At 67.4% G+C, this 14,558-nt stretch carries 13 protein-coding genes; all 13 read right to left on the reverse strand.

Annotated features, from left to right (window positions below; all coding sequences use genetic code 11):
* Positions 1–3: 3 nt before the first annotated feature.
* The 13 genes from FOB47_RS17725 to FOB47_RS17785 all read right to left on the reverse strand — a co-directional run bounded on the left by FOB47_RS17725 (position 4) and on the right by FOB47_RS17785 (position 14,557).
* Positions 4–858, reverse strand: a complete 855-nt coding sequence (locus FOB47_RS17725) for a class II aldolase/adducin family protein (RefSeq protein ID WP_174781716.1) — start codon at positions 856–858, stop codon at positions 4–6.
* A gap of 40 nt (positions 859–898) precedes the next feature.
* Positions 899–1,909, reverse strand: coding sequence for an NADP-dependent oxidoreductase (locus FOB47_RS17730; protein ID WP_053821883.1), 1,011 nt, complete (start codon positions 1,907–1,909; stop codon positions 899–901).
* A gap of 75 nt (positions 1,910–1,984) precedes the next feature.
* Positions 1,985–3,250, reverse strand: coding sequence for a serine hydrolase domain-containing protein (locus tag FOB47_RS17735; protein WP_244959459.1), 1,266 nt, complete (start codon positions 3,248–3,250; stop codon positions 1,985–1,987).
* 163 nt (positions 3,251–3,413) lie between these two features.
* Positions 3,414–3,860 (reverse strand): PaaI family thioesterase, encoded by a 447-nt coding sequence (locus FOB47_RS17740; RefSeq protein ID WP_174781717.1) that lies wholly within the window; start codon positions 3,858–3,860, stop codon positions 3,414–3,416.
* Between the two features lie 201 nt (positions 3,861–4,061).
* Entirely contained in the window at positions 4,062–4,844 is a 783-nt protein-coding gene (locus FOB47_RS17745; protein WP_174781718.1) for an SDR family oxidoreductase, read from the reverse strand.
* Between the two features lie 62 nt (positions 4,845–4,906).
* Positions 4,907–6,772, reverse strand: a complete 1,866-nt coding sequence (locus FOB47_RS17750) for an acyl-CoA dehydrogenase (RefSeq protein WP_053821887.1) — start codon at positions 6,770–6,772, stop codon at positions 4,907–4,909.
* A gap of 77 nt (positions 6,773–6,849) precedes the next feature.
* On the reverse strand, positions 6,850–7,275 hold the full coding sequence (locus FOB47_RS17755) for a PaaI family thioesterase (protein WP_053823106.1): 426 nt from the start codon (positions 7,273–7,275) through the stop codon (positions 6,850–6,852).
* Between the two features lie 99 nt (positions 7,276–7,374).
* Entirely contained in the window at positions 7,375–8,553 is a 1,179-nt protein-coding gene (locus FOB47_RS17760) for an acetyl-CoA C-acyltransferase (protein WP_174781719.1), read from the reverse strand.
* Positions 8,554–8,634: 81 nt separating this feature from the next.
* Complete coding sequence (pncA, locus tag FOB47_RS17765; protein ID WP_174781720.1) at positions 8,635–9,270, reverse strand: bifunctional nicotinamidase/pyrazinamidase; 636 nt, start codon at positions 9,268–9,270, stop codon at positions 8,635–8,637.
* Positions 9,271–9,308: 38 nt separating this feature from the next.
* Positions 9,309–11,390, reverse strand: a complete 2,082-nt coding sequence (locus tag FOB47_RS17770) for a 3-hydroxyacyl-CoA dehydrogenase NAD-binding domain-containing protein (RefSeq protein WP_174781721.1) — start codon at positions 11,388–11,390, stop codon at positions 9,309–9,311.
* A gap of 343 nt (positions 11,391–11,733) precedes the next feature.
* Positions 11,734–12,447: an ABC transporter ATP-binding protein gene (locus tag FOB47_RS17775; protein ID WP_053821890.1), complete on the reverse strand. Its 714-nt coding sequence runs from the start codon at positions 12,445–12,447 to the stop codon at positions 11,734–11,736.
* Positions 12,447–13,247, reverse strand: a complete 801-nt coding sequence (locus FOB47_RS17780) for an ABC transporter ATP-binding protein (protein ID WP_174781722.1) — start codon at positions 13,245–13,247, stop codon at positions 12,447–12,449. The genes FOB47_RS17775 and FOB47_RS17780 overlap by 1 nt, the downstream gene beginning before the upstream one ends.
* The gene (locus FOB47_RS17785; RefSeq protein WP_174781723.1) at positions 13,244–14,557 is read right to left on the reverse strand and encodes a branched-chain amino acid ABC transporter permease; all 1,314 of its coding nucleotides are present in this window, start codon (positions 14,555–14,557) and stop codon (positions 13,244–13,246) included. The genes FOB47_RS17780 and FOB47_RS17785 overlap by 4 nt, the downstream gene beginning before the upstream one ends.
* Between the last annotated feature and the right edge of the window lies 1 nt (position 14,558).

Consider the following 14,558-nt stretch of genomic DNA (forward strand, 5'->3'; position numbering starts at 1 on the left):
GCGTCAGTCGAGCAGGTCGGGCTGTTCCTTGACGATCCGCGCGTACAGCGGCTGGAACTGGAACCAGCCGGCCTGCGCGGTGCCGACGATCGAGTAGGCCTGGCGCGCGGCCGCGTCCGAGATCGTCTTCGGCGCGCCGCCCGTGCGCGCCGCGGCCGCCTCGGCCAGCAACTGCACCTGGCACGAACGCTCCATCGTGATGAACCACCAGGCCGCCTCGTCGACCGTGCGGCCCACGGTCAGCAGGCCGTGGTTCTGCAGGATCACGGCCTTGTTGGCCCCCAGCGCATTGGCGATGCGCTGGCCCTCGTCCAGCTCGACCACCACACCGCCGAAGTCGTCGTAGACCGCATGGTCCTGGTAGAAGGCGCAGACGTCCTGCGTCAGCGGATCGAGCGGCCGGCCCAGCGTCGACCAGGCGCGCCCATAGGTGCTGTGCGAATGCGCGGCGGCGACCGCGTCCTCGCGGGTCTGGTGCACGCGCGAGTGGATCGCGAAGGCGGCGGCGTTGACCGGGTGATCGCCCTCGACCACGTTGCCGTGATGGTCGCAGCGGATCAGGTTCGACACCTTGACCTGGCTGAAGTGGACGCCGAACGGATTGACCCAGAAGGTATCGGGAAACTCGGGGTCGCGCGCGGTGATATGGCCGGCCACGCCTTCGTCGAAGCCGAACTTCGAGAACAGCCGGAAGGCCGCCGCCAGCCGCTGCTTGCGGTGCAGGCGCTCCTCGGCATGGGTCTCGAAGCGTGGCGGGCGCGGCAGCACGCGGTACTTGGCCTTGATTTCCTCGGGCAGATCGGCACCGATCTCGTCGGCGCGGCCGGCACGTTGCGGTGCCTGGATGGGAGCGTTCATCGCGGTCTCCTGCGGCTAATGAGCGGATAACGAGGGCCGATCAGATCAGCTTGACCAGCTGCTTGCCGAAGTTCTTGCCCTTGAGCAGGCCCATGAAGGCCTCGGGCGCGCTCTCCAGCCCCTGCGCGACGCTCTCGCGGAACTTGAGCTTGCCCTGCGCCACCGCGCCACCGAGCTCGGACAGCGCCTGCGGCCACACGTCCATGTGCTCGGAGACGATGAAACCCTCGATCTTCAGCCGCGACACCAGGATCAGCTGCGGATTCTTCATCGGCAGCGGCTCGCCGTCATAGCCGGCGATCATGCCGCACACCGCGATGCGGCCGAACGGGTTCATCCGCGACAGCACGGCATCGAGGATCTCGCCGCCGACGTTCTCGAAGTAGCCGTCGACGCCCTGCGGCGTGGCTTCCTTGAGCATCGTGTACAGCGCCTTGGGATCGGACGCCGCCTTGTAGTCGACGCAGGCATCGAAGCCCAGCTCGTTGACCACGTAGTCGCACTTCTCCTTGCCGCCGGCGATGCCGACCGCGCGGCAGCCGGCCATCTTGGCGAGCTGTCCGACCACGCTGCCCACCGCGCCGGAGGCCGCGCTGACCACCACGGTCTCGCCTGCCTTCGGCGCGATGATGCGGTTTAGGCCGTACCAGGCGGTGACGCCGGGCATGCCGACCGCGCCCAGATAGGCAGACAGCGGGATCCGGCTGGTGTCGACCTTCTGCATGCCGCTGCCGTCGCTGACACCCATCTCCTGCCAGCCGAACATGCCCAGCACCTTGTCGCCGACCGCGTACTTCGGATTGCGCGAGGCCACCACCTCGCCGACGGTGCCGCCGATCATCACCTCGTTCAGCGGCTGTGGTGTCGCATAGGACTTGCCTTCGTTCATGCGGCCGCGCATGTACGGATCGAGCGACAGATAGTGGTTGCGGACCAGCACCTGGCCGTCGGCCAGCTCGGGTACCGGCACCTGCTCGAGCCGGAAATTGTCCGGCGAGACGGCGCCGCTGGGACGGGAGGCGAGGACGATGCGCTTGTAGGTGTCGGACATGGGCTTTCCTTTGTCAGGGAGTCGTGGGACGTTGGACTTCGATGTTGGCGTCGGATCTGGTGTCGATCCTGCCGCTCAGCGCTGCATCAGCGCGAGCGCCAGCGCACGATAGGCGCGCAGCGTGATCGGGTCATTCGCGGCATTGCCGGCGATCGGGTGCGAGGCATAGCGCACGATGGTCATCTCGGCCTTCGGATCGACATGGATGCGCTGGCCGAAGATGCCGCGCGCCTCGAACACGCCGTGATCGTCGTGGGAGACCCACCACATATCGCGATAGCTCCAGCCAGGCAGATGAGCATAGACCGATTTGGCGAACTTCGCGCGGTCGCCGCCGCCGCGGATCTCGGCCACCACCGCGCTCGGGATCACCTGGCGCCCGTTGAAGCGGCCGTCGTTGCGCATGGCCTCGCCGAAGCGGGCCAGGTCGCGCAGCGTGGTGCTGATCGCCCCGCCGCCGCCCGGCGTGCCGATGCTGTCGACCGTGAAGTAGGCGTCCTCCTCGGCGCCGAGCGGCTGCCACAGCTTGTCGGACATCAGCTTCGGCAGCGGCACGCCCCACGCGCGCTGGACGATCCAGGCCAGCACCTCGGCATTGACGGTCTTGTAGGCGAAGGCGCGGTCGTGCTCGCCCTCCTTGCGCAGCGTGGTCAGGAACTCGTAGAAGGTGCGCGGTCCCGCATAGTCGGGCGCGCGCGGGATCATGCCGCCGGCGCGCGCATAGTCGTTGACCTCCGCCTTCGGATCGGCGTAGTCCTCGGAGAATTTGACGCCGATCGTCATGTCCATCACCTGGCGCACGGTGGCGTCGCCATAGGCGGTGTCGGCCAGCTCGGGTACGTAGCGCGTGACCGGCGCGCTCGGATCCAGCTTGCCCTCGACCGCCAGCATCGCCGCCAGCGTGCCGACGAAGCTCTTGGTGATCGAGAACGCCGCGTGCGGCAGCTGCGGCTGCAGCGCGCCGAAGTATTTCTCGTAGACGACCTTGCCCTTGTGCATCACCAGGATGCCGTCGGTATAGGTCAGCGCCAGCATGTCGGCGAAGGTGCGGCGCGTGCCGTCGGCATCGACGAACGGAACGCCGCCGATATCGCGCTCGGCGCGCGGCAGTGCCGAGACCGGGCCCGGGCCGCGCCAGACCGAAACGGTCGGCACCAGCTCGCGCACATGCGAGAAGGTCCAGCGGTGCCGTGGGAAACCGTTGCTCTTGCCGCTGAAGCTGATGACCTTGTCCGGCGCCGGCGGAAAGCCCTGCATCCATCCCAGCGTGACGGGGTCGGTCGCGGCCGCGTCGGCATAGGTGCGCGCGGGTGGCGTCTGTGCTTGCGTGGGCGTCGTCATGGCGGTCAGCAGCACTGCCGCGACGGACAGCACGGAGCAAGCGATACGGCGACCGCGATGGCGAAGGCGCGTACGCCCGCGTCGATTGGCCTGCATGGTGTCTCCATTTGTTTTTTCTCTTTGGATCAGGTTGGTACCGCCATACTCTCGGCCCCGGGCAGCGTCAGCCGTCGGCGCCAGTATCCGCCGCGGTGTCGGCACGCTGCGGCGGCGAGCGGCGCACGTACTTGAACGTGCCGGAACTGCGCGCCACCAGCTTGCCGTCCGCGTCGACGATCTCCGCCTCGCAGAACGCCATCGAGGTGGTGCGATGCACGCAGTCGCCGCGCGCGATCAGCGTGCCGCGGCCCGGCGCCATGAAGCTGGTCTTCATCTCGATGGTCACCACGCCGCGGCCGTCCTCGGTATCGGCCGAGCGGCAGGCCACCGCCATCGCGACATCGAGCAGCGTCATCAGCACGCCGCCGTGCGCCATTTCCCAGCCGTTGTGATGGCGTTGCTCGACTTCCAGCTCGAGTTCGCTGACGCCGCCGCCCATGTGCGTGCAGCGCAGGCCGAGGTTATCGACGAAGGGGATCGGGATCGGGAAGCCTTTGCGGGGCTCGGTCATGGTGTGATGGTCCTCAGGGGGTGGCGATGGCCAAGGGGTCGGTCGGGATACGCTGCTTGCCCTGTCCCTCGGTGGTGGTCTTCCCTCTTCCGCAAGCGGGAAAGGGAAGCCATCCGGTGGCGCACTCGGGCAAGGCCCCAGTGTTCCCCCTCTCCCTCATGCGCAGAGGGTGACAGAGGGGGGGGTCCGGCGCGCCGCGGTTCAAACCGCGCTGACGCCCCCATCCACCGCCAGGATCTGTCCGGTGATGTGCTTGCCGGCCTCGGTCGCGAACAGCAGCGCGGCGCCCTTCAGGTCCTCGTCGTCGCCCAGCCGATGCAGCGGCACGCCCTCGCACATCTTGTCGACGCCCAGCCGCGCCAGCGAGCCCTGCGTCATCTTCGACGGGAAGAAGCCCGGCGCCAGCGCATTGACGGTGATGTTGTGCTCGCCCCATTCGGCCGCCAGCGTGCGCGTGAAATTGACCACCGCGCCCTTGGACGTGTTGTAGGCGATCGTCTCCATCGTGCCCGGCGGATTGCCGGCCAGCCCGGCAATCGACGCGACGTTGATGATGCGGCCATAGCGGCGCGGAATCATCGATTGCTTGCCGATGCGCTGCGTCAGCAGGAACAGGCCGCGCACGTTCAGGTTCATCACCTTGTCCCAGGCCTCGACCGGATGGTCCTCGGCGGGCGCGCCCCAGGTTGCGCCGGCATTGTTGACCAGGATGTCGACGTGGCCCAGGCGCGCCAGCGTCTCGTCGGCCAGCCGCGCGATCTCGTGGTCGCGCGAACCGTCGGCGGCGATCCAGTCAGCCTCGATGCCGCGCGCCTTCAGATGTTCCTGCGCGGCCTTCAACTCGTCGGCCTTGCGCGCCGACAGTACCAGCCGCGCGCCCTGCTCGCCCAGCGCCTCCGCGATCTGCAGGCCCAGCCCGCGCGAGCCGCCGGTGATCAGCGCGGTGCGCCCTGTCAGGTCGAACAGTTGTGCGATCGTTTTCATGGTGTCCCCTCCTTGTCTCGGTGTCCGATGTCTTGTCCCGGCGTCTCGCCGATGCGCCGGTCCTAGAACCAGGCGTCCTGCATGTCGAGCGTGGTGCGGTCCAGCGACGCCAGCAGATCCAGCTGCGGGCCGACCTTCGGCAGTTCCCAGCGGAAGAAGTAATCCGCCGCCGCCAGCTTGCCGCGATAGAAGCCAGCGTCCGCATGGTCCGACGGCAGCGCCGCCAGCGCGGTGTGCGCCAGCATCGCCTGCTCCAGCCAGATCCAGGCGACCACCACGTGGCCGAACGCTTCCAGATAGACCGAGGCATTGGCCAGCGTCACCGCCGGATCGCCGGCCGCCCACAGTTGGGACGTGACGTCGGCCAGCCGCGCGACGCGCGCGGCCAGTGCCTTGCCATGCGTGGCCAGGCCATCGTCGCCGCTGGCCATGGCGCGCTCGATGGTGGCCTGCACCACCTGTCCCAGCGCCTTGAACGCGGCGCCGTCCTTCATCACGACCTTGCGCCCGAGCAGGTCCAGACCCTGGATGCCGTGCGTGCCTTCGTGGATCGGGTTCAGCCGGTTGTCGCGATAGAACTGCTCGACGTTGTACTCGCGCGTATAGCCGTAGCCGCCGTGCACCTGGATCGCCAGGCTGTTGGCCTCCAGGCACCATTGCGACGGCCAGCTCTTGGCGATCGGGGTCAGGATGTCGAGCAGCAACGCGAGGCGCTGATGTTCCGCCGTATCGCCGGCCGTGGCGGCGGCGCGCTCCTCGTCGACCAGCCGCGCGCAGTACAGGTTCAGCGCGAGCCCGCCCTCGACGTAGCTCTTCTGCGCCAGCAGCATGCGGCGCACGTCGGCATGCTCGACCAGCCTGACCTGCGGGCTGGACGGGTCCTTGCCGCCGGGGCCGACCGGCCGGCCCTGCGGCCGGTTGCGCGCGTAGTCCAGCGCGTGCAGATAGCCGGTATAGCCGAGCATCACCGCGCCGAGGCCGACGCCGATGCGCGCCTCGTTCATCATGTGGAACATGCACGCCAGGCCCTGGTGCGGCTGCCCGACCAGATAGCCGATCGCGCCCGCCTTGCCGCCGGGACGGTAGCGCGTGCCCTCGCCGAAGTTCAGCAGGCAGTTGGTGGTGCCGCGATAGCCCATCTTGTGGTTCAGGCCGGCCAGCACGACATCGTTGCGCTCGCCCAGCGAGCCGTCGGCATTGACCAGGAACTTGGGCACGATGAACAGCGAGATGCCCTTGACGCCGGGAATCAGCTTGCCGTCCGGGCCGGGGATCTTGGCCAGCACCAGATGCACGATGTTGTCCGACAGCTCGTGCTCGCCGGCCGAGATCCACATCTTGTTGCCGCGCAGCCGGTATTGCGCGCCCAGCGGCGATTCGCCCTCGTACTCGGCGCGCGTGGTGATGTCCGACAGCGACGAGCCGGCCTGCGGCTCGGACAGGCACATGGTGCCGAAGAAGCGCCCTTCCAGTTCGGGCTTGACGAAGGTCTCGATCTGCGCCGGCGTGCCGTGCGTCAGCAGCAGATTGGCGTTGCCGATGGTCAGGAACGGATAGGAGCTGGTGCCGACGTTGGCGCCCTTGAAATACGCGAAGCCGGCCTTCTCGACCACCACCGGCAGCTGCATGCCGCCCAGTTCGTAGTCCTGCCCGGCCGCCATCAGGCCGGCCTCGCAGAACGCCTTCAGCGCGGTCTTGACCTCGGGAATGATGGTGACGGTGTCGCCGTCGAAATGCGGTTCCTGCTGATCGTTCTTCTTGTTGTGCGGCGCGAACAGATCGGTGGCGATCTTCTCGCAGGTATCGAGCGCGGCGTCGAAGGTCTCGCGCGAGTGGTCGGCATAGCGCGGAATGCGCGTCAGCGATTCGACATCGAGCCACTCGTAGAGCAGAAAATCGAGGTCGCGGCGGGAAAGGATCAACGACATGGCGATTGCCGCTCCTTGGGATGGGAATGGATAGCGGGATGGGGGCGTGGGTTGCCCTCTCCCAACAAGAGTACCGCTCAGCCCGCCTCGCCCATCCGCGCGATGGTGCCCTGCGCGACCGCGCACAGCTTTTCCTCGCCGTCCCGGACGGCGAAGACATCGCAACGGACCACGGCCTGCTGCCGCCCGCGGCTGACGCACTCGGCGCGCGCGATCAGGCGCTCGCCCAATGCCGGGCGAACGTAATTGATCTTGTATTCCGAGGTCACCACCGGCGCGGCCATCGCCGCGCCGCCGGCATAGGTCAGCGCGTTGTCGGCCAGATAGCTGACCACGCCGCCGTGAGCGAAGCCATGCTGCTGCTGCAACGGCTGGCGCAGCGGCAGTTGCAGCTCGGCGCGCTGCGGCGTCAGCGCGGTCAGCTCCGCGCCGAGCAGCACCGAAAACGGCTGCTCGGCGAGGATCGCGCGGCCGTGGGCCAGCAGGTCGCCCGGCTGACCCAGATCACGCGGCTGGCCGCGCTCCGCGCGTTCCTCGGCGGAGCCGGCGGACGGTGCGGCGGACGGTGTGGTGGACGAAGCGGAAGACACCGCGGCCTGCGCTTACAGCACCTCGAACAGCCCGGCCGCGCCCTGGCCGCCGCCGATGCACATGGTGACGACCACGTACTTGACGCCGCGGCGCTTGCCTTCGATCAGCCCATGGCCGACCAGGCGCGCGCCCGACACGCCGTACGGGTGGCCCACCGCGATCGCGCCGCCGTTGACGTTCAGGCGGTCCATCGGGATGCCCAGCGTGTCGGCGCAGTACAGCACCTGCACCGCAAACGCCTCGTTCAGCTCCCACAGGCCGATGTCCTCGACCTTCAGGCCGGCCTTCTTCAGCAGCTTGGGCACGGCGAACACCGGGCCGATGCCCATTTCATCGGGCTCGCAGCCGGCCACCGCGAAGCCGCGGAAGGCGCCCAGCGGCTTCAGGCCGCGCTGCTCCGCCAGCTTGGCGCTCATCACCACCGCCGCCGAGGCGCCGTCCGAGAATTGCGACGCATTGCCGGCCGCGATCACGCCGCCGGGCATCGCCGTGCGGATCTTCGACACGCCCTCGTAGGTGGTATCCGGACGGATGCCCTCGTCGGCCGAGACGGTGACCTCGCGCGTTACCAGCTGCCCGGTGGCCTTGTCCGCCACGCCGGCCAGCACCGTCAGCGGTACGATCTCGTCGTTGAACTTGCCGGCCTCCTGGGCCGCCGCTGCGCGCATCTGGCTCTGCACGCCGTATTCGTCCTGGCGCTCGCGCGGGATGTTGTAGCGCTTGGCGACGTTTTCCGCGGTCTGCAGCATGCTCCAGTAGATCTCGGGCTTGTTCTTGGCCAGCCAGCCTTCCTGGATCATGTGGCGGTTCATCTCTTGCTGCACGCAGGAGATGCTCTCGACGCCGCCGGCGACGAAGATGTCGCCCTCGTCCGCGATCACGCGCTGCGCGGCCATCGCGATGGTCTGCAGGCCCGACGAGCAGAAACGGTTCACCGTGGCGCCCGGCACCGTCACCGGGCAGCCGGCGCGCAGCGCGATCTGGCGTGCGATGTTGGCACCGGTCGCGCCTTCGGGATTGGCACAGCCCATCAGCACGTCCTCGACCTCGCCCGGCTCGATGTTGGCGCGCGCGATCGCGTGCTGGACCACATGGCCGCCGAGGGTGGCGCCGTGCGTCATGTTGAAGCCGCCCTTCCAGCTCTTGGCCAGACCGGTCCGTGCGGTCGATACGATCACTGCCTCGTTCATTTGTTGCTCCTCAGTATTCTCGGTGTCTGGTGTATCGATGTCTCGATGTCTCGGTGCCCATGCGCTGTCGCACGGGCCATCTCAGCTCAGCAGCTCGGCGGCACGCACCCTGCCGACGCCCGCCTCGGCGAGGCTCGCCCAGGCGGCGTCCAGCGATCCGTTCAGGTCGATCGCGCGGCAGGCGTCCCCGACCACCACCGCATCGAAGCCCGCCGCGCGCGCGTCCAGCGCGCTCCAGGCCACGCAGTAGTCGGTCGCCAGGCCGACGCAAATCACGCGGCGCACGCCATGCTCGCGCAGATAGCCGGCCAGCCCGGTCGGGGTTGTGCGATCCGCCTCGACAAAGGCGGAATAGCTGTCGACCTCGCGCTGATGGCCCTTGCGGATCACCAGCCGCGCGTGCGGCACCGCCAGTTGCGGATGCAGCTCGGCCCCCGGTTGCCCTTGCACGCAGTGCGCGGGCCAGAGCACCTGCTCGCCATACGGCAGCGTGGTGGTCTGGAACGGCGCCGCGCCGGCATGGTTGACCGCGAACGACACGTGGTCGGCCGGGTGCCAGTCCTGCGTCAGCACCACATGCGTGAACGCCTCGGCCAGCCGGTTGATCACCGGCACGACCTGGTCGCCGTCAGGCACGGCGAGCGCGCCGCCGGGCATGAAGTCGTTCTGCACATCGATCACCAGCAGGCAATCGCTGTTGCCGAAGCGTCGTTGCATGGTCGCGTCCATTGCGTCGGTGTCGTGCCGTTCGCCGCTCAGCCGTTGAAGCCCTTGCCCTCGGCCGCCAGCTTCTTGAGCAGCGGCGCCGGCTCCCACGCTTCGCCGTGGTAGCCCTTGGCATAGCGCTGCATCGACAGCAGCACGTTGTACAGGCCGACCTGGTCCGCATACAGCATCGGGCCGCCGCGATGCAGCGGGAAGCCGTAGCCGGTCAGGTACACCATGTCGATGTCCGAGGCCTTCGAGGCAATGCCTTCCTCGAGAATCTTCGCGCCCTCATTGACCAGCGCGTATACCAGACGCTCGACGATCTCCTCGTCCGAGATCTTGCGGCGCGTGATGCCCAGATCCTTGGAATGCTGGACGATCATCTCGTTGACCTGCTGGTTCGGATACGGCTTGCGGTCGCCCGGCTTGTAGTCGTACCAGCCCGCGCCGGTCTTCTGGCCGAAGCGTCCCATCTCGCACAGCAGATCGGCGGTCTTCGAATACTGGATGTCCGGCTTCTCGACCGCGCGGCGCTTGCGGATCGCCCAGCCGATGTCGTTGCCGGCCAGGTCGCCCATGCGGAACGGGCCCATCGCGAAGCCGAACTTCTCGATGGCCTTGTCGACCTGCTCGGGCAGCGCGCCCTCGTCCAGCAGATAGCCGGCCTGGCGGCTGTACTGCTCGATCATCCGGTTGCCGATGAAGCCGTCGCAGACGCCCGACACCACCGCGGTCTTCTTGATCTTCTTGGCGACCTGCATGACCGTGGCCAGCACGTCCTTGCCGGTCTTGTCGCCGCGCACCACTTCCAGCAGCTTCATCACGTTGGCCGGGCTGAAGAAGTGCATGCCGACCACGTCCTGCGGACGCCTGGTGAACGAGGCGATCTTGTTGACGTCGAGCGTCGAGGTGTTCGAGGCCAGGATCGCGCCGGGCTTGGCAACCTCGTCCAGCTTCTTGAACACGGTTTCCTTGACGCCCATTTCCTCGAACACCGCCTCGATGATCAGGTCGGCGTCCTTGATGTCGTCATAGGACAGCGTGGTCGACAGCAGGCCCATGCGCTGCTCGACCTTCTCCTGCGTCAGCTTGCCCTTCTTGGCGCTGTTCTCGTAGTTGCGGCGGATCGTGGCCACGCCGCGGTCCAGCGCTTCCTGCTTGGTCTCCAGAACGGTGACGGGGATGCCCGCGTTCAGGAAGTTCATCGAGATGCCGCCGCCCATGGTGCCGGCGCCGATCACGGCAACCTTCTCGATCTTGCGGGTCGGCGTGTCCGACGGCACGTCGGGGATCTTGCTGGCGGCGCGCTCGCCGAAGAAGGCATGGCGCAGCGCGCGCGATTCCGGCGTATTGACCAGGAACATGAAGCCTTCGCGCTCCAGGCGCAGGCCCTCGTCGAAGGGCTTGAGCGAAGCGGCGACCGCCTCGACGCACTTGCCCGGCGCGGGGAAGTTCTTCGCCACGGCGGCGACGGTGTTCTTCGCGAAGGCGAGGAAGCCCTCGGCGTTTTCATGGCGCACCTTCAGGTCGCGCACCTTCGGGTGCGGGCCCGACGCTGCGCCGACATTGCGGGCGAAGGCGATCGCAGCGGGCAGCACGTCGCCGTCGACGATTTCGTCGAACAGCTTGGTGCCGGCAAACTTCTCCGACGGCACCGGATTGCCGGTGACGATCATGTTCAGCGCGGCCTCCAGGCCGATCACGCGCGGCAGGCGCTGCGTGCCGCCGGCGCCCGGCAGGATGCCCAGCTTGACTTCGGGCAGCGCGATCTGCGCGCCCTTCGAAGCGACGCGGTAGTTGCAACCCAGCGCCAGTTCCAGGCCCCCGCCCATCGCCACCGAATGGACCGCGGCGACGACCGGCTTGGTCGAATTCTCGATCACCTTGATCACCGAATGCAGCGTCGGCTCCTGCGTCGCCTTCGGCGTATTGAACTCGCGGATATCGGCGCCGCCCGAGAACGCCTTGCCGGCGCCGGTGATGACGACCGCCTTGACCGCGGCATCGTCCAGCGCACGGGTCATGCCTTCGACGATGCCAAGCCGGGTGCTGTGACCCAGGCCGTTGACAGGGGGATTGTCGAGCGTGATGACGGCGATGCCGTCCTGAACCTGATACTGCGCTGTCATGCTGGTTCCTTTGGTGTCTTGGTTGTCTCGGGATTCGAATTCTCGAATATTGTTTTTGCTTCGGCTGCGCCATCGGTATCGCGGTGCGCCCTGGGAATAGTAGGCGCGAGCCGGCCGTCCGGGGAGGCGAGCGAAACAAGCATACACAAAATAGAACGGTCGTTCAATTTCTATTTTGGAGGAGAAATTCGCCGCCGCAGGCACAAAAAAAGCGTGCCATGCGGGGGCTGCATGGCACGCCTTCATGGCATGCATGGTCGAAACGGAAGCGGTCGATAATACCCTGCCTAACAGCCTCTTTGGCAGTCTCTTCAGCGGCCTCTTCAACAGCCTGTTCCGGCCCTCAAACCTCCAACCACTCCTTGCGCACCTGCGCATTGGCCTTCAGCTCGGCCGGCGTGCCTTCGAAGACGATGTGCCCGTGGCCCATCACGTAGACGCGCTGCGAGATGTCCAGCGCGATCGCCAGCTTCTGCTCGATCAGCAGCACCGACACGCCGCGCTCCTTCAGCACCTTCAGGTAGTCGGCAACCTGGGCGACGATCATCGGCGCGAGCCCCTCGGTCGGCTCGTCGATCAGCACCAGGTCGGGGTCGCCCATCAGCGTGCGGCACAGCGTCAGCATCTGCTGCTCGCCGCCGGACAGCACGCCGGCCGGCGTGTTCTCGCGCTCCTTCAGGCGCGGAAACAGCGCGAACATGTCGTCGGTGCTCCAGCGCGGCCGGCTCTGGCGCGGATTCGGCTTCTCGCCAAGCAGCAGGTTCTGGCGGACCGTCAGCGTCGGAAAGATGTCGCGATTCTCGGGCACGTAGCCGACGCCGAGGTGCGCGATCTCGAAGGTGCGCCGCCCCAGGATCTCGTCGCCGCGAAAGCGTACCGAGCCCTCGGCCTTGACCATGCCGAGGATCGCCTTCGCCATGGTCGAGCGCCCCACGCCGTTGCGCCCCAGCAGCGCGACGATCTCGCCCTCGTCGATATGCAGATCGACGCCATGCAGGATATGGCTCTTGCCGTAGTAGGCGTGCAGCCCCTGCACCTCCAGCATGCGCTTGCCCATCAGTGCGCCCCCTCGCTTGCGCTCACCGCGCCCTCGCCCTCGTCGAGCGTCGTGCCCAGATAGGCTTCCTTGACGCGGCGATCGTTGCGGATGGCCTCGGGCGTGCCGGTCGCGATCACCTCGCCGTAGACCAGCACCGAGATGCGGTCGGCCAGCCCGAACACCACGCTCATGTCGTGCTCGACCATCACCAGCGTCTTGCCCACGGTGACCTTGCGGATCAGCTCGACCGCATGGTCGGATTCCGAGCGGCTCATGCCCGCGGTCGGCTCGTCCAGCAGGATCACGTCGGCGCCGCCGGCGATCGTGATGCCGATCTCCAGCGCGCGCTGCTCGGCGTAGGTCAGCAGGCCCGACTGCGTATGGCGCCGGTGCTGCAGGCCGATCAGCTCCAGCACTTCCTCGGCCCGTTCGCGCGCGTCGCGCAATTCGGACAGCCGGTGCCAGAACGAATACTTGTAGCCGAGCGCCCACAGCACCGCGCAGCGCAAGTTCTCGAACACCGTCAGCCGATGGAAGATATTGGTGATCTGGAAGCTGCGCGACAGCCCCTTGCGATTGATCACGAACGGCTGCAGCCCGCCGATCTCCTCGCCATTGAGCCGCACCGATCCCCAGGTCGGCGCGAACCGGCCGGAGATCAGGTTGAAGGTGGTCGACTTGCCCGCGCCGTTGGGGCCGATCAGCGCATGGCGCTCGCCGCGCGCAATGTTCAGCGTCACGCCGCGGATGATCTCGGTCTGGCCGAAGCGCTTGCGCACATCGGTCAGCTCCAGCGCCGCCGTGGTATCCCGCCTCATGCCGCTCCTCCCGCGATTTCCGCCTGCACCTTGTCCCACCGCAGCCGCGCGTGCCCCACCGTGAAGCGCCATGCAGCCAGTCCCACCAGCCACAGCGCCGCCGCCACGCCCCACGGCGCCAGCGTGCCGGCATCGAACGCGATGCCGAACAGCGTCATCGCGGTGCCGTTGGCGCTGTCGACCTGCACCTTGTAGACCAGCTCGACCGTCAGGATGATCGCCGCCAGCAGCACCACCCCGGCCAGCGCGCACAGCCCGTAGGACGGCAGCATCTGACGGAACTTGCCGCGCGCTACCAGCGGCAGCTGCATCATCAGCAGGCTGGCCAGCCCGCCCGGCACGAACATCACCATCAGCACGAAGAACAGGCCCAGGTACAGCAGCCAGGCCTTGGTCAGGTCCGACAGCGCGACCGCGAACAGCACGAACACCACGGCGCCGACGATCGGCCCGAAGAAGAAGCCGGCGCCGCCGATGAAGGCAGCCAGCAGCACGCCGCCCGAGCGCACCGCGCTGACGTTCTCCGCCGACACGATCTCGAAGTTGATCGCCGCCAGCGCGCCCGAGATGCCGGCGAAGAACGCCGACAGGATCAGCACCAGATAGCGCACACGCTGCGTGTTGTAACCGATGAACTCGGCCCGCTCGGGGTTGTCCCGCACCGCGTTGGCGATGCGGCCGAGCGGCGTCTGCGTCCACGCATACATCGCCGCCATCGACAGCAGGCACCAGATCGCGATCAGGTAGTAGACCTGCCGGCCCGGCCCGAAGGTGATGCCCAGGAACGGCTCGCCGACCACGCGGTTGGTCGAGATGCCGCCCTCGCCGCCGAAGAATTCCGGGAACATCAGCGAGCTGGCAAACACCATTTCGCCGATCCCCAGCGTGATCATCGCGAAGGTGGTGCCGGACTTCTTGGTCGTCACGTAGCCGAAGATGACGCCGAAGAAGGCACCGGCGAGTCCCCCGACCAGCGGCAGCAGCGACACCGGCATCCACACGGTGCCAGCGCCGGCCATGTTCAGCACATGGACCGCGATGAAGGCGCCCAGGCCCGAGTAGACCGCGTGGCCGAACGACAGCATGCCGGTCTGGCCGAGCAGCATGTTGTAGGATAGCGCGAACACGATCATGATGCCCATCTGCGACATCAGCGTGATCGCAAACCCGCCGGTGAAGATCAGCGGCAGCACCAGCATCAGCAGCGCCGTGGTGCCCCACAGCACCCAGCGGCCCAGGTTCAGCGGCCGGTAGCGCATCGTGCGGCCGTTCAGCGCGGTGTCTTGCGTGCGTTGCATCGTCGATTCCATC

The sequence above is a fragment of the Cupriavidus gilardii genome (genome assembly GCF_013347325.1).
GTDB lineage: Bacteria > Pseudomonadota > Gammaproteobacteria > Burkholderiales > Burkholderiaceae > Cupriavidus > Cupriavidus gilardii.